Origin of the sequence: Nitrosomonas sp. (assembly GCF_022842015.1) — a bacterium.
Classification (GTDB): domain Bacteria; phylum Pseudomonadota; class Gammaproteobacteria; order Burkholderiales; family Nitrosomonadaceae; genus Nitrosomonas.
This window is the reverse complement of sequence record NZ_JALHQJ010000072.1, coordinates 1-15,042: the sequence shown is the minus strand read 5'-3', so window position 1 is coordinate 15,042 and position 15,042 is coordinate 1. Positions and strand designations below refer to the sequence as shown.

At 40.7% G+C, this 15,042-nt stretch carries 17 protein-coding genes, 1 other RNA gene and 1 other annotated feature; of the genes, 14 read left to right on the top strand and 4 right to left on the bottom strand.

The window, feature by feature from the left end; translation table 11 throughout:
• A partial coding sequence (locus Q0C11_RS12285; protein WP_293008388.1) for a leucyl aminopeptidase family protein occupies positions 1-1,026 on the top strand: 1,026 nt, incomplete at its 5' end.
• A gap of 47 nt (positions 1,027-1,073) precedes the next feature.
• Here Q0C11_RS12285 and Q0C11_RS12280 read toward each other — a convergent pair.
• Complete coding sequence (locus Q0C11_RS12280) at positions 1,074-2,360, bottom strand: LysM peptidoglycan-binding domain-containing protein (RefSeq protein ID WP_293008386.1); 1,287 nt, start codon at positions 2,358-2,360, stop codon at positions 1,074-1,076.
• Positions 2,361-2,513: 153 nt separating this feature from the next.
• Positions 2,514-2,933 (bottom strand): preQ(1) synthase, encoded by a 420-nt coding sequence (gene queF, locus Q0C11_RS12275; protein ID WP_293008384.1) that lies wholly within the window; start codon positions 2,931-2,933, stop codon positions 2,514-2,516.
• A 93-nt stretch (positions 2,934-3,026) separates the two neighbouring features.
• Here queF and smc point away from each other — a divergent pair, with 93 nt between their 5' ends.
• The 7 genes from smc to Q0C11_RS12240 all read left to right on the top strand — a co-directional run bounded on the left by smc (position 3,027) and on the right by Q0C11_RS12240 (position 9,799).
• Entirely contained in the window at positions 3,027-6,575 is a 3,549-nt protein-coding gene (smc, locus tag Q0C11_RS12270; RefSeq protein ID WP_293008382.1) for a chromosome segregation protein SMC, read from the top strand.
• A 79-nt stretch (positions 6,576-6,654) separates the two neighbouring features.
• Positions 6,655-7,860, top strand: coding sequence for a cell division protein ZipA C-terminal FtsZ-binding domain-containing protein (locus Q0C11_RS12265; protein WP_293008381.1), 1,206 nt, complete (start codon positions 6,655-6,657; stop codon positions 7,858-7,860).
• 188 nt (positions 7,861-8,048) lie between these two features.
• Complete coding sequence (locus Q0C11_RS12260) at positions 8,049-8,294, top strand: CDGSH iron-sulfur domain-containing protein (RefSeq protein WP_293008379.1); 246 nt, start codon at positions 8,049-8,051, stop codon at positions 8,292-8,294.
• 133 nt (positions 8,295-8,427) lie between these two features.
• Positions 8,428-8,625, top strand: a complete 198-nt coding sequence (locus Q0C11_RS12255; protein ID WP_293008377.1) for a hypothetical protein — start codon at positions 8,428-8,430, stop codon at positions 8,623-8,625.
• Complete coding sequence (locus Q0C11_RS12250; RefSeq protein ID WP_293008376.1) at positions 8,618-8,920, top strand: cell division protein ZapA; 303 nt, start codon at positions 8,618-8,620, stop codon at positions 8,918-8,920. The genes Q0C11_RS12255 and Q0C11_RS12250 overlap by 8 nt, the downstream gene beginning before the upstream one ends.
• Positions 8,918-9,094, top strand: a non-coding RNA gene (ssrS, locus tag Q0C11_RS12245) — 6S RNA. The genes Q0C11_RS12250 and ssrS overlap by 3 nt, the downstream gene beginning before the upstream one ends.
• A gap of 48 nt (positions 9,095-9,142) precedes the next feature.
• Positions 9,143-9,799 (top strand): HAD-IA family hydrolase, encoded by a 657-nt coding sequence (locus Q0C11_RS12240; RefSeq protein WP_367273758.1) that lies wholly within the window; start codon positions 9,143-9,145, stop codon positions 9,797-9,799.
• Positions 9,800-9,860: 61 nt separating this feature from the next.
• Here the strand turns inward: Q0C11_RS12240 and Q0C11_RS12235 are convergent, their stop codons facing one another.
• Complete coding sequence (locus Q0C11_RS12235; protein ID WP_293008372.1) at positions 9,861-10,514, bottom strand: TlpA family protein disulfide reductase; 654 nt, start codon at positions 10,512-10,514, stop codon at positions 9,861-9,863.
• Positions 10,515-10,615: 101 nt separating this feature from the next.
• On the opposite strand from Q0C11_RS12235, the gene Q0C11_RS12230 reads away from it, so the two are divergent.
• Positions 10,616-11,071: an EVE domain-containing protein gene (locus Q0C11_RS12230; protein WP_293008370.1), complete on the top strand. Its 456-nt coding sequence runs from the start codon at positions 10,616-10,618 to the stop codon at positions 11,069-11,071.
• Between the two features lie 31 nt (positions 11,072-11,102).
• Positions 11,103-11,900: a sulfite exporter TauE/SafE family protein gene (locus tag Q0C11_RS12225; RefSeq protein WP_293008368.1), complete on the top strand. Its 798-nt coding sequence runs from the start codon at positions 11,103-11,105 to the stop codon at positions 11,898-11,900.
• Between the two features lie 98 nt (positions 11,901-11,998).
• Here the strand turns inward: Q0C11_RS12225 and ppa are convergent, their stop codons facing one another.
• Entirely contained in the window at positions 11,999-12,532 is a 534-nt protein-coding gene (gene ppa / locus Q0C11_RS12220; RefSeq protein WP_293008392.1) for an inorganic diphosphatase, read from the bottom strand.
• A 492-nt stretch (positions 12,533-13,024) separates the two neighbouring features.
• On the opposite strand from ppa, the gene Q0C11_RS12215 reads away from it, so the two are divergent.
• The 4 genes from Q0C11_RS12215 to Q0C11_RS12200 all read left to right on the top strand — a co-directional run.
• A complete protein-coding gene (locus Q0C11_RS12215; RefSeq protein ID WP_293008366.1) occupies positions 13,025-13,357 on the top strand; it encodes a hypothetical protein in 333 nt (110 codons plus the stop codon).
• Positions 13,047-13,159 (top strand) — a sequence feature (AL1L pseudoknot). Its footprint overlaps the gene before it by 113 nt.
• A complete protein-coding gene (locus tag Q0C11_RS12210; protein ID WP_293008390.1) occupies positions 13,249-13,656 on the top strand; it encodes an IS3 family transposase in 408 nt (135 codons plus the stop codon). The genes Q0C11_RS12215 and Q0C11_RS12210 overlap by 109 nt, the downstream gene beginning before the upstream one ends.
• 13 nt (positions 13,657-13,669) lie before the next feature.
• Positions 13,670-13,834, top strand: coding sequence for a type I restriction enzyme endonuclease domain-containing protein (locus Q0C11_RS12205; protein ID WP_293008364.1), 165 nt, complete (start codon positions 13,670-13,672; stop codon positions 13,832-13,834).
• Between the two features lie 318 nt (positions 13,835-14,152).
• Positions 14,153-15,042, top strand: an 890-nt coding sequence (locus tag Q0C11_RS12200) for a peptidoglycan-binding protein (RefSeq protein WP_293008362.1), incomplete at its 3' end; no start/stop codon positions are given.

The following is a 15,042-nucleotide window of genomic DNA, read 5'->3' as shown; positions in this document are numbered from 1 at the left end:
CTGGCTAAGATGTTTCTATATGGCCACCACGATGCCAATAACTTTTCCTTGCAACGTGCATTAGCGGAAGGGAATCTATTAGCAAGAGGACTCACTGCCCTTCCTGCAAACGAATTAATTCCAAAGACTTATCGACAGCAAATTAAGAAGCTGGCTGAAAATGAAGGATGGAAGTACCAAGAATTTGATTTTAACAAATTAAAAGAAATGGGAGCCGGTGCTTTCGTCGCAGTGGCGCAAGGTAGCGAAACAGAAGATGCCGCTATTGTGCATTTACAACATAATTGTAGGCCTAGTTCCAAAAATAAAAACATTGCTATTGTCGGCAAAGGTATTTGCTTCGATACCGGTGGTCACAATATAAAACTAGCTCGCCATATGCAAAGTATGCACGAGGATATGAATGGTTCCGCCGTCGCATTAGGCATTTTGCTTGCAGCCACACGAGCAGAAATACCCGTCACAATTGATTGTTGGCTTGCCATTGCACAAAACCATATCGGTCCGCGTGCGTATAAGCAAAACGATATTATTTCAGCATTAAACGGATTGTCGATTGAAATCGTACACACTGACGCAGAAGGTCGAATGGTATTGGCAGATACTTTGACTTTAGCGTGTCAACAAAATCCTGATCTGATTATTGATTTTGCTACCTTAACAGGGAGCATGAAAACAGCGATAGGATCTCGATACAGTGGGATTTTCAGCAATCGAGATAATTTATGCCAGAAAGCAGTCATCGCAGGGATGAGAAGTGGAGAGCGTGTTTGCGTTTTTCCTATGGATTCAGATTATGAAGAGAGTCTTGAAAGCGATATCGCAGATATCAAACAATGCGAATTAGACGGAGATTTTGACCATATTCTTGCAGCGTGCTTTTTAAGACGATTCATAGACAACACACCATGGCTGCACATGGATTTATCCGCAAGCAGTCACAAACATGGCTTGGGCGCCATTAACAGCGAGATTACAGGATTTGGCGTTAGTTGGGCTATTGAATTTCTTAAAAATATCGAATAAGAAATATTACAAATTTCTTAAATAAAGCTTGCGCTATACCACAAACACTATCCTTTTAGCATAACCAGTTTCTGCCCTATGGACAAATTCTCATCGCTATTATTCCAGCGTTTAATCTGATCAACTGTTGTGCGATAACGCTTTGCAAGTTCATACAAGGTATCCCCTCTTCTCACAACATAAACAAGCGATTGATCACGTTGTGCCCGCTTCTTCAATGAAGAATTATTCACTCGATTCTCCGCCACAATTTGAGGCACTAATATTTTTTGCCCTAGCGTAAGATTTTTATTTCTGGCAATCCCATTAATTACTTGTAACTGCTTTACAGTAGTCTCATGCCGGGTAGCAATCTCGCTAATTTTTTCCCCTTTCTTGACCCGGTAGAATTGCCACGAAATACGAGGATCATGGTAAGTTTCTAAATTCCTAACAAATACTTCTTTCTTTTCTTTCGGTACCAACAAAGTACGAGGTTGATCACTCACTTTTATAACGTAACGGTTATAAGCTGGATTCAATGCGGTGAATTCGACTTCTGAAATATTAGCAAGGCGTGCAACAAGCGGAATATCGATGTGATCATGGATTTTGACCGTATCAAAATACGGTCGATTCGGTACCGATCGGAGCTGCAAGCCATATTTTTTAGCATTAACAACAATATCCTTCATTGCTAATATCTTGTAAATATAATGCTTTACTTCGCTTGGCAAATTCACGTCATAAAAATTAATGGACCTTCCTTTGTGTATGTGCTTTGCTAAAATTTTACTTACCGCACCCTCCCCCAAATTATAAGCCGCTAATGCCAATTTCCAGTTATCGAATCTTTGATAAAGATATTGAAGGTAATCAAGAGCCGCCTGTGTTGACGCCACGATGTCACGTCGATCATCATGCCAAACAGTTTGCTCCAAACCCATAATTCGTCCAGTTTCAGGTATAAATTGCCACAAACCTGCAGCTTGTTTATTTGATTTAAGCAAAGGATCATAAGCGCTTTCTATTATCGGCAACAATGCTATTTCCATCGGCATGCCGCGGCGCTCAACCTCCTCCATTATATAAAATAAATAACGCTCACCATTTGTAACAATGCGATTAAATGCTTGGGGGTTCTGTATATACGAAGCTGCAATTTTGCGAATTGCCTTATTATTCGGAGGAAGTGCCAGTGCAAATCCGCTACGAACGCGTTCCCACAAATTTGAGTGATATTGAGCTTTGTCGTGCAGTAATCGATCTGCAAATGCATTAAACGATATGAAAGAAGGCGTAGCTAAAAACAGCAGAAATAATATAGCAGAAAAAATATTTCTTTTTAAAATCATCTATATATTTTTTTATAAATCCATGTTGTATGACAGGATATATAAAAATTTGCTCTTTGCAAACTGTTTTCTTCATATTGATATGCTGAAAAAGTTAATTTACACTTACAAATCATATGATTATCAACACACCTTCATGTTGACAATTAATAATCATTCTCGAGTGTTTAACTGTCCAGATAATTCTGGCATTAGAATCATAGCCTTAGATTTCCATCCTTTTTTACGATGATCAACGACAATGTTCGTGAAAATACCGCCACGCACATAAAAACGCGCTATTAGTCTAATATACCTCGGTCTCAAAACTGCAACGAGATCATCAAGAATCATATTTGTCACAGCTTCATGAAACACTCCATCATCCCGGTATGACCAGATATACAATTTTAAACTTTTAAGTTCAATGCATTTTTTATCCGGAATATAATCCAAAATCAGAGTCGCAAAATCTGGCTGCCCTGTTTTGGGGCACAAACAAGTAAATTCAGGAATTTCCATATGAATGTGATAATCCCGATTAATAAATGGATTTGGAAATGCTTCAAGGGTTTTCTCAGGTTTACTAGCCATTCTTCATACTCATATCTAAATTAATTCGGTTACAATATTAGCTGCGTAATGCGCCTTTCCTATTATAACCGTCTTATCTCATAAACAAAAAAATTGCGCCTTGCCTATATCAAGCTAGCCGGTTTCAAGTCCTTTGTAGAACCAACTACCATCCCAGTTTCCCACGATCTTGTGGGTATTGTCGGCCCGAATGGCTGTGGAAAATCAAACGTCATAGATGCGGTACGATGGGTTTTGGGGGAATCAAAAGCTTCGGCTCTACGGGGAGACTCGATGCAAGATGTTATATTTTCCGGGTCGAAGAATCGAAAAGCTATTGGACGCGCCAGTGTTGAAATTGTATTTGAAAATCACTTAAACAAAATAACCGGCCAATGGGCCAATTATACCGAAATTGCAATTAAACGTGTGCTCCAGCGGAATGGCGTTTCAAGTTATTTCATTAACAACCTCCAAGTTCGACGACGTGACATTTCTGATCTTTTTTTGGGCACCGGTGTGGGCAGTCATGGATATGCCATCATCGAACAAGGAATGATTTCACGAGTCATTGAAGCAAAGCCGCTGGAATTAAAAAGTTTTCTAGAAGAAGCTGCCGGAATTTCTCAGTATCGAGAAAGAAGGCACGATACTTCGTTGCGTCTGATTGAAACTCGAAAAAACCTAATACGCTTAGAAGATCTCCACCAGGAATTAGAAGCCCAATTGCAACATTTGGAAACACAGGCAAACATTGCTACACGGTATCAATTGTTACAGGATGCAATGCATAAATCACAATCCTTGCTGTGGTTACAGCGTCGAGCAGATGCCATGCACCAACGTGATGCTGCAAGAAAAGAAATTCTGAAACTTGAAACAAAATTGGAAGCCACACTTTCAGCTCAACATAGTGCAGAAAAAGATTATGAGATCGTTCGTAAAAAGGAACAGGTCGTCAATGAACAACTGCTCCAAATACAAGGGAAATTATATTCTTCCGATGCTGAAATAGGACGCCTGCAACAAGAGATAACCTATTTAATAAGCACACAAGATCGCTTAACGCAGCAAATTCAACAAATAGAAGCTCAACTTCAAAAAAGCCATCAATCAAAAGAAACAAAATTAGAAAATCTTCGACACTGGCAGCAGGAAAAAGCAAATGCTGAATTATCCAGCCACTGCGGCATTCTTGCTCATGACGAGGAAAATAATAAACTTCCAGCTATTGAAACTGAGCTCTTCAGCCGTCAGAAAAAATTAAACGAATACCGACACAACCTTTTAATCCTTGAACAAACAAATCAGCTTGAAGAAAATCATCTTGCACATGCCAAAAAAAACATTCAACAGCTAGAAACTCGACTTGCGCGCTTATCACATGAACAAAATGAATTAATCTCGATTGAACCATCCATTCTGATTGAATTACAATCAGAAGCTGAGCAAATCAAACGAGCTCTAGAAGATGGAAATCTGAAGTGTCAAAGTTTAGAAAATCACCTGTCTGAGGCAACCAAAAATAAAGAAAAAATTACTAACAAAATTCAAAAACTGCAACATAAATTATCTCAGGCCACTGCTCGTTTTACCGCACTAAACAACTTACAGAAAAGACTTAATAATAATCAGGATCTCAATACCTGGCTCAGCCAGCATCAACTGGATCTATTACCCCGTTTATGGCAGAAAATAAATATCTCACCAGAATGGGAAAATGCTCTGGAAGCAGTATTACGCGAACGACTCAACAGCATTGAATCCGAGCAATTGGATAATGTTTTAAATTGGATTGATGACGCACCGAATTTAAAATGGACAATTTTTGACAAGAATCCATCCATTTTACCGGACGCAGTATCACCATCAGCAACAAATAGCCTAATAAACTGTAAAAAACTGCTTGTTTTTCTCACAGTTGATCAACCTGAAATCAAATATGTTTTAGAGAATTGGCTATATCCGGTTTATGTCATAGAAGACGTCAAAGAAGGTCTTATCAAACGGGCGGCTTTGAAACCAGATCAAATAATTGTAACTCGTCAAGGACATATCATTACCCGTAATAGCTTAACCTTTTATGCACCTGATTCAGATTTGCATGGCGTATTGTCTAGACAGCAAGAACTGATACAAATACAAACAGAAATTGATCAACATGAATCATTTCTTCAGAAGCAACGCGTCTTATTATCAAAAGCAGAACACCAGTGTGCAGAACTGGTGAGTACCATCCATTCCGTTAACGAAAATAGCAAACAACTACAAGAACAGTGGCACAAACTACAGCTTGAAGTTGTTAAACTCACCCAAGCTAATGAACGCACGATTCATCGCCATGAGCAAATTAATTCCGAATTGACTGAAATCAGGCAAACACTGGCTCATGAGATTTCACTACAAGAATCTGCGAAAACAAGATTTGAAAATAATTTGATACAAATCGAGAAACTCAAGAATGATGCAAAACAAGCTCAATCCGCCTGGGAAGCTACCGACCATGCGCTTGTGAATTTACGCAATAAGATACTGAAATCCGCACAAATAATACAAGAAACTGCCTTTCATGAAAAAACTTGCCAAAATAAAATAATTGAAATTGAAACTCACATCCAAACTATTGATGAAGATCTTCAGAAATTTACGGAGAGTCATGCCAATCTGCTCAAGGAAAAGGAAGAATTCGGCACAAGTCGAGTCAACTCTCTGCTACAAGACGCCCAAGCACAACGCAAATTAGTCGAACAAACTGCATTACAGGTACGTCAAGAAGTTAGTAATATCGCAAGAAATTTACGGGAAATAGAAAATACCCGCATGACATCAGAACAAGTATCTTATTCATTGCGAGAAACCATGAATAAGTTACAGCTCAAAGAACAAGCTGCCGCAATTGCAATGAACCAATTTGATGCACTGATCAATGATGCAGATATTGAAATGGAATTTCTGTTACCACTCATTAACAAAAAAAATACGACAGCATTAGAATCTGAGATTAATCAGCTCAATACAAAAATTGCAGAGCTTGGCCCTGTCAATCTTGCGGCATTAGAAGAACTTAAAATTGCTCGCGCACGAGAATCCAATTTACTGATACAGTTACATGACATCAATACAGCCATCGCCACTTTAGACAATGCCATTCTGCAGATAGATCACGAAACTCAAAAACGCCTACAAGAAACCTTTATTTTGATAAATAATTATCTGGACGATATTTTCCCAGTCATATTTGCAGGCGGGAAAGCTAGGCTAGAATTTTGTGATAACACAATTCTCGATGCAGGCCTACAGTTGATGGCGCAGCCACCAGGAAAAAAGAACAGCTCTATACATTTATTATCCGGTGGAGAAAAAGCGCTCACAGCACTGGCATTAATTTTTTCATTATTCCGATTAAATCCAGCTCCATTTTGCTTACTGGATGAGGTAGATGCACCGCTTGATGACAGCAATACCAGGCGATTCTGTGAAATAGTGAAAAATATGGCCAGACACACCCAATTTTTATTTATCAGCCACAATAAGATAACCATGGAGATGGCACAGCGATTAATTGGAGTTACAATGCAGGAACAAGGTGTATCAAAAATAGTAGCCGTCGATCTCGCTGATGCAATTAATATGGAAAAACACAGCCAGCAGGCTGTAACCTAATGATTGTTTTAAGTCGTATAAAAAACTGACATAATCTGCTGTACCAAACAGCAACTTTAAGAATTAGCAAGGAGATAATATGGAGATTCTTAGCATGAGTGACTTGCAGGTAAGTTTGATCATTATCGGTATCATAGTTATCGTTGCTGTTGCTGTTTTTAACTGGCTGCAACAACTGCGTTACCGTCGGGAAGTACAGGCTGCATTTGAACATGAACATGATGATATCCTCTTGGATACACATCATTCTGATGAACCTTTTCAACGTATTGAACCAAAATTTAACAAAAAAATGTCATCAGATTCTGCGCCTGACACTTTGATCCAGACTGGTGATCAATTTGATTTGCCGCCAATTGAAACAAACAAAACATCGACTATGTCACCACCTGCACATCCACCATTTAATACCTCTCAAACAAGCGCTGCTATTAGTTCTGCAACAACCTCACCATTACTGGATTACGATAGCAATACCAATTATATTGTCAATATCCGATCAGAATCTGTTATTGCCAATACTCATATTGCCAAGTTATTACAAAGAAAATTTGACTTTGGAAAGCCAGTTTATTGGCTGGGCCAGCAAGATAAAAATGAGCCATGGGAAGAAATCTCCACTGAATCCAATGTGGATAGCGACGGTTACTGCCATTTAAAAGGCTGCTTGCAACTTGCCGACAGGTCCGGCCCTATCAGTGAAGTCAATTTATCAAAATTCAGGGATTTGGTTCTCGATTTCGCATCACAAGTGAACTCCTCAGCAGAGTGTCCGGATATTGTTAGTGCGCATGAGAAGGCTGTTATGCTCGATAAGTTTTGCGCTGAAGTCGATGTTATGATAGGTATAAATATCATTAGCAAAGATGACGGCGCATTTGTCGGCACTAAGATTCGAGCGCTAGCGGAAGCCTCCGGATTCAGACTCGAAACAGATGGACTATTCAAATATCGCGACGAGAGCAATAATATTCTATTTACATTAAATAATTATGAGTCCTCTCCATTCCTACCCGAAAACATCAAATCATTAACAACGCATGGTGTAACCTTTCTGCTGGACGTACCAAGAGTTGCCCATGGAGAAAGGATATTTGATCAAATGACGCATTTGGCCAAGATTTTCTCCAACACACTGGGTGGAATCATGGTTGATGACAATCGAGTTCCACTAAGTGAAAGCGGAATTCAAAAAAGCAAACAGCAACTACTGGAAATACAAACTTTAATGAAAAATAATCATATTATTGCAGGTAGCCCTAGTGCTTTACGGTTATTTGTATAAGGAATAATTTTTACAATAATATTAAAGATATTACTTGAGCATCCGTAATCCCTACAAAGCCTGTTAATTATTCTATAAAATGACATTTAGAATATATAGTTATAAAATACTCTTCAGTATGGATCTTAAAATGTTAAGCCATGCTAATGATAAATAATTAAATTAAATTTGCACATCGTTCAATAAAAATGAATCAATCTTCAAATTCAGGATTATCCTTTTCACCGATTGAAGTTCAACTTGAATCGGGAAAAGATTATTACTGGTGCAGTTGCGGTCAGAGTAAATCTCAGCCTTTTTGTGATGGGTCGCATAAAAACACTGAATTCACACCAAAAAAATTTTCAGCCAGCGAAAATAAAACAGCTTGGTTATGTACCTGCAAGAAAACCGGTAATGCGCCATTTTGTGATGGCACTCACCGTAAATTATAATTAGTATAGAGATTTATACTTACAAAAATAAGAATAATTATCGATTGTAGTTTAGTCGAAAACTAGGGCACGATAGTAGAATTTTAGATTTGGTTACGTAATAACCTTTTGATAGTTCAAAAATTTGCGCCCTATGGAAACAGAACTGGAATCTTTAGAAGAAAAAGTTTCTTTACTTTTACGTATGTATCAGGATACCCGCGTAGAAAATAAAATATTGCAGAAAGAATTGGCAGATTCTCATAATCAATGCGAGAAATTAAATGAGAAAATACATGTGGCAGCAGATCGACTTGAGGCACTTTTGTTGAATATTCCTAAAAATGAATAACACCACGTTAAACATTAGTATTATCGGTCGTGAATTTAGCATCGCATGCACTGACAAGGAATGTGAAGAGCTTCAACTCGCCGCAACTTACTTGGATAATAAGGCGCGAGATATCAAAGCAGAAGGAAAAATAATCGATGCTGATCGCATCGCGCTTATTGCAGCGCTAAGAATTACACATGAATTGTTAATGTTGAGAAACGTCACAGGTTTTGACATGGATGAATTTAAGCGTAGAATTATTACATTAAAAAAGAAAGTTGATGAAGCAATAACAATGAGAAATGAAGGTTAATCCCTGCGGTGTTCGTTAAGACTTATATTCTTTGAACCATTTTTAGAAAATGGTTGTGGATTTTAGTGATACTGTTGTGTACGCCATTAATGGATGTGCCTGATGTGTCCATGAAACAACCGCCTTGGACCTTATGGTTCAAGATGATGGTCTAACGGCATATGTGGGGAGCTATTTCAGGACGAGAAATATTTTCGGAACATTTCTCGTCCTTTTAGTTTTATGACACTTAACACAACCTCTCAATGTTGCAAGCAAGAAGAACCTCATTTTCTTCAAAAACATTCTTGTTTGTTTGATATTGGACGCGTCTTACTTGATTTTGATTTTGAATCATCACTAACAAAACTAATACCAATAAATATCGAGAATCCTCAAGAACGCATCCGAAAAGTATTGAAAAAGAAAGATGCATTAGAAATTGGATTAATTGATCCAAAAAGTTTTGCTGAATGGGCGTTGAAAACTCTAGCAAGCGACGCTTCAGCAGAACAGTTTTATCATGCTTGGCGGCAAATCTTTACTGTCAATGAACCAATGTGGCAATGTGTTCATAAACTTGCCAGAAATAACTATTCGCTGATTTTGCTTTCCAATATCAGCGCGATCCACTGCCCTTGGATTTTCACCGCCTATCCTGAATTTTCCTGTTTTGATCACAAAGCATTATCATTCGAAATTGGTGCACTAAAACCAGAGCTTGAAATCTATCAATACGCCATCAATACTTACCGACTTAATCCGGCGTTGACTATTTATATCGATGATCAGCCGCAAAACATCACGGCTGGGAAAACACTTGGATTTCAGTGTTGGCAATATGATTTAAATGACCATCATGCATTTGAAGTTTGGCTTGAAGAGCATTTATTAACGTAATCCTTTTTATATTCCCCAATCGCACTCTTCAAAAATCAACAACAGGCAAAATCAGGAACAATTATTTTTCTTTAATACAGTGCTCAACCATTGCTTGCTTATAATCAACCTGGCCAAATGAAACATCTTTTAATTGACCCTTGCGGTCGAACAAAATACACGATGGCGTGCCTTGCAGTGCAAAGCGCTCGAAAGTTTCAGCTTTCATCGATTTCTGCTCCAAATACTGCCTCACTTGCTGCAGCACCGATCTTTTCTGTTCATCGCCAAGATTTCCAAAATCAGGAAGAAATTCAGCAGTATAGCTTAGCACTCGCTTATCAGTTACAGGTTCAGTTTCCGCTACAACGCGATCCATGCCCACTGCAAAAGGAATTTTCCATGGCAACCTACCTTCTGATAATATGCCATATTGATTCAGAGCTTTGAGAGTTTCACCGATCACTTCTCCGGTTGTAATCAATTTCTGCAAGTTCTCGAACGTATTTTTGTCATAATCCTCAAATGCCGTCGCCAAACCGATCACAACCAATCCGTGTTGATGATAGCGTGTATGCAGATCGATAGCTCTAGGCAATGAATAAATAAAACATCCGGGGCAATTTACCTGAAAAACCTCAATCAGCACCACTGAGCCAACTAAATTATTTAATACAATCGGCCCTCCCTGCACCCAAGCAGCAACCGAAATATCAGAAAGTGAGTGATTAATCATGGCTAAAATAGTTAAAATGAATAGATTGAAACTCTGGCATATTACAGAAACCAGACACTACCGTGCAGTATTTTTGAAAAAATAGTTAGAATCCACCAAAAATGCGTTACTGGTTAATGAAATCAGAGCCTTATGAATTTAGTATTGACGATTTTGCAGCATTACCCAAACAGACCGTAGCATGGGAAGGTGTACGCAATTATCAGTCACGCAATTTTATGCGCAATCAGATGAATATCGGCGATCCAGTCTTTTTCTACCATTCCTGTTGCAAAGATCCCGGCATCATGGGTATCGCAACTGTCAGCAAACCCGCCTATCCGGATGCCACGCAATTCAATCCAGATAGCAAATATTTTGATCCTAAGGCATCGTTAAACAATCCACGCTGGTTTAATGTTGAACTTACTCTAGTACAAAGAACCCGCCTCATCCCGATCAGGGAACTTAGGCAATATTCGAAACTATATCGAATGCGAGTGCTGCAAACTGGCAATCGTTTATCAATCACTCCGGTTGACCCAGCAGAATGGCAATTCATCCTGGATATACTATGATTGTATTGGATACTTCTAATCGAGGCCAAGCATGGACTGGTGGCTAATTTACCTTCTGACCGGCGCATTTGTGGGATTCTTTGCTGGTTTGCTCGGTATCGGTGGTGGACTTATTATCGTGCCCGTGTTAATTACTGTGTTCACTGCCCAAGATTTTCCCGCTGACCGTATCATCCATATGGCACTCGGCACCACAATGGCTACCATCATCTTCACATCAATTGCCAGCTTACGTACACACCATCAGCATGGCGCAGTGGATTGGCCGATTGTGAAAAATGTCACACCCGGGATTTTTCTCGGCACACTCGGCGGTGCCACTCTAGCAGGATCAATGACGGGACAGCTATTAAGCATCATTTTCGTCATTTTTATCTTTTATGCTGCCACACAAATCTTGCTACAGTTTCGCCCCAGCCCGATGTTTCAATTACCTGGAAGAATCGGTCTTTTGCTCGCTGGTGCGGTTATCGGCGCACTTTCCAGCTTGGTAGCTATTGGTGGCGGGTTATTGTCAGTGCCATTTCTTACTTTATGCAAAATTAAACTTCAACGCGCCATCGGTACCGCAGCCGCCATTGGCTTTCCCATTGCACTTGCAGGCACCATCGGCTATGTCGCAAATGGATTGATGCAGTCAGAAACACTTCCTAACGACAGTTTAGGTTATATCTATTTACCCGCATTAATCTGGCTGGTATCTGCCAGCATGTTAACGGCGCCACTCGGCGCAAGACTCACGCATTCGACTAAGACCGCCATTCTAAGAACAATTTTTGTTGTATTGCTTTATGGTTTGGGTATCAAAATGCTAATCAGCCTAATCTAAATGCTAAACGAAGCTAGTTTCCATTCCGCTTTATCGAATTGTCTCAACTGTAAGATCCAGTCTCTTTCTATCATTGCCCTACTCCAAAAAACTGTCGCTCAATCCGCAGCCTTCGCCATCTCAATTGCTCGCATCACCATGTCACGCGCTTCGGCCGCATCGCCCCAGCGACCTACACGTACCCACTTTTCAGGTTCAAGGTCTTTATAATGCGTAAAAAAATGTTCTATCTGCTGAAACACGATGTCAGGCAGATCAGCTCGCTCGCGCACATGGGCGTAATAAGGAAAAGTCTTGGTATCTGGCACGCAGATAAGCTTCTCGTCGCCACCATGTTCGTCTTCAAGATGAAGTAGCGCAATTGGCCGCGCACGCACCACGCATCCGGCGAGGAACGGGGAACGGGCAATAACAAGGGCATCGAATGGATCACCATCATCACACAAAGTATGCGGAATAAAGCCGTAATTAGCCGGATACCGCATTGGCGTATGCAAAATGCGGTCTACGAATAACGCTCCGGATGGTTTATCAAATTCATATTTAACAGGTTCACCACCAGTTGGAACTTCGATGATGACATTGACATTGTTGGGCACATTGGCACCTACAGGAATTGCTCTAATATCCATGAAATATGCCTTTCTCGCTTTATTCTGGGGGTTAAGAAAAAACAAATACCAAGTGAGTTTTACTTTTGAATTCAGTGTACTGAAGGCTGGAACGGCTGTCAAACTTAGCCTCCGCCCTTTAGAAGAATAAAATTAGGATTAATGAGATGAATCCCCACTACCACAAACGACACTAAAGCATCTAAACAGGATTCTCCATGTAAACTTTTACAAGTTTGCTACCAAAATTGAATCGCCCCGGGATTGCCGGAGATTCTATTTCTTGAGAGGATAGAGTAATGATAAAACAAATGAGATATTCACCGGAGGTTCGGAAACGTGCTGTCCTGCTGGTGCATGAGCACCAAGGGGAGTGCGCGTCTCAGTAGACAGCTATAGAATCGATAGCACCGGAAACGCTGCGTACCTAGATACGCCAGCCAGAAACAGATCAGGGTATCCAAGGCGGGTTATCAACTTTAGAGCGTGAGAATCGAGAATTAAAGCGTGCCAATGAGATATTACGAAAGGCATCCGCTTATTTTGCGCAAGGAGGCTCGACCGCCGACTGAAGTGATGGTGGTATTTGTCGATCGAGATAAAGAGCAGTATGGATCGAGGCAATCTGCAAGCAAATTCAGATTGCCACTTCGAGCTACTACGAGCATAAAGTACGAGAACGAGGCCCTGACCGACTACTCGATCGCATCAAACGAGATAAAGAGCTTGAAAGCGATATACGACGTGTATCGGAAAACAACTTCAAAGTCTATGGTGCTAACAAAATATGGCGGCAACTGTTGCGCAAAGGAATTCGCGCTGCGCGCTGTACAGTCGAACGGTTGATGAAGAAACTGGGAATACAAGGCATCAGGCGCGGTAAAAAATGTTGGACAACGATTGCGGATAACATGCTTGACCGACCAACAGACAAAGTTAATCGGCAATTCGTAGCGACGCGCCCCAATCAGCTATGGGTGGCGGACATCACCTTTGTCGCGACGTGGACGGGATTTGTTTATGTGTCTTTTATCACGGATGTTTTGCGCGATGTATTGTTTGCTGGCGCGTCAGCTGTTCATGGCATACCGATTTGGTACTCGATGCACTGGAACGAATTGGAGGGGTCAGCTGATGCGACTTAACTCAAACTAAAAAATGTCCGGAATAGTTGGGCCGATTCAACTTGACTTAACCAAATTTGAGTACGCTTTTTACACCGCTGTCGCCAGTAACACCAGTGCCCGTGAGTTGATGCAAAATAACCAGTTGCGTGAACTAACCATCGTACTGGCCAGCACGTGCGGCAAAACGCCTCGATAGACTGGACCATCAAGGAAAGTGTGAAGGCCAGATTGTCAAAAAGGCGCTAGCGCAATTCGGCTATCCGCCCGACATTCAGTTGCTGGCGACTGAATTGATATTGGAGCAAGCGAAAATGATCATCAATGAGATGGCTGCCTGAGCATTATCGGCGTCAATCAGCACTGCCAACCGAAACATTGGTTCTTTGGTCTGAAATAACAATGAAAATCGACAAAAGCGAGGTAATTCTCCCTCTCAAGCAAGTATTTCAGTGCATATCATTGATGTTAAAATCCTGGAATCTCTTAATACACTGGCTCAACAAAGGAAATCTGCGTGATACGCTACCAACTCAAAACCTTTTTTCTGACATTCCGGTTTCTTTGTTATCTTTTCTTCATATTGAATGCCACCAATGCAATCGCCCTACTCATTGATGCAAAGGAAATTGAGCGGCAGCTATCTATTCCTGTCACGGGACTAAGCAAAACTGGGATAGCCGATTTACAACGATTTTATGCTGCCCGGAATTATCAACCGATATGGATTTCGGGAGCATCAGAATCACCTCAGCTCAATATAGCCTTGACCTTCATCGCCAGCGCTGAAACCGAGGGATTGGACAGCCAGGATTATCAATTACAACAATTGATACAACTGTTACAGCATTCAGAAAATTCTCCAGCAGCAGCAACTGAGCTGGAGATTCGCACGACACACGCAGTATTCAGACTAGCAAAAGATTTATCACGCGGTCGTTTTTCCGCGACCGCAGCCGACCGGGATTGGCATATCCCGAAAGCCAATTTTGATGTTGTTGCATTCTTACAAGAAGCCATACACGCCGGTTATTTGGAGCAGTCACTGCAGAAATTGTCTCCGCAAACGCTGAATTATCAATTGCTCAAACAGACCCTCGTGCACTATCAAGGACTACTCAGAGATTCCATCGAATGGGTTCGTGTTCCCAGTTCACCGTCTATCCGGCCCGGTGATACTTACCCCAGTATTCCTTTGGTCCGTCAGCGTATGACGCAAGCATACGCGGCTGATGGCCTATCTGAATTCAACCTGACTCCCAGTGAGAGCCAATACTACGATAGTGAACTGGTTACCGCCATCAAAGCCTTTCAGGAACAACATGGCCTCAATACAGATGGCATTATCGGGAAAAACACCATAAACGCCTTGAATATTCCGCTCGAATGGAAGATACGCCAATTACG

Coding starts and splice junctions, on each gene's coding strand:
- Q0C11_RS12280 (WP_293008386.1), bottom strand. CDS start 2,360: ATGATTTTAAAAAGAAATATTTTTTCTGCTATATTATTTCTGCTGTTT.
- queF (WP_293008384.1), bottom strand. CDS start 2,933: ATGGCTAGTAAACCTGAGAAAACCCTTGAAGCATTTCCAAATCCATTT.
- Q0C11_RS12265 (WP_293008381.1), top strand. CDS start 6,655: ATGGAGATTCTTAGCATGAGTGACTTGCAGGTAAGTTTGATCATTATC.
- Q0C11_RS12260 (WP_293008379.1), top strand. CDS start 8,049: ATGAATCAATCTTCAAATTCAGGATTATCCTTTTCACCGATTGAAGTT.
- Q0C11_RS12255 (WP_293008377.1), top strand. CDS start 8,428: ATGGAAACAGAACTGGAATCTTTAGAAGAAAAAGTTTCTTTACTTTTA.
- Q0C11_RS12250 (WP_293008376.1), top strand. CDS start 8,618: ATGAATAACACCACGTTAAACATTAGTATTATCGGTCGTGAATTTAGC.
- Q0C11_RS12240 (WP_367273758.1), top strand. CDS start 9,143: ATGACACTTAACACAACCTCTCAATGTTGCAAGCAAGAAGAACCTCAT.
- Q0C11_RS12235 (WP_293008372.1), bottom strand. CDS start 10,514: ATGATTAATCACTCACTTTCTGATATTTCGGTTGCTGCTTGGGTGCAG.
- Q0C11_RS12230 (WP_293008370.1), top strand. CDS start 10,616: ATGCGTTACTGGTTAATGAAATCAGAGCCTTATGAATTTAGTATTGAC.
- Q0C11_RS12225 (WP_293008368.1), top strand. CDS start 11,103: ATGGACTGGTGGCTAATTTACCTTCTGACCGGCGCATTTGTGGGATTC.
- ppa (WP_293008392.1), bottom strand. CDS start 12,532: ATGGATATTAGAGCAATTCCTGTAGGTGCCAATGTGCCCAACAATGTC.
- Q0C11_RS12215 (WP_293008366.1), top strand. CDS start 13,025: ATGAGATATTACGAAAGGCATCCGCTTATTTTGCGCAAGGAGGCTCGA.
- Q0C11_RS12205 (WP_293008364.1), top strand. CDS start 13,670: ATGTCCGGAATAGTTGGGCCGATTCAACTTGACTTAACCAAATTTGAG.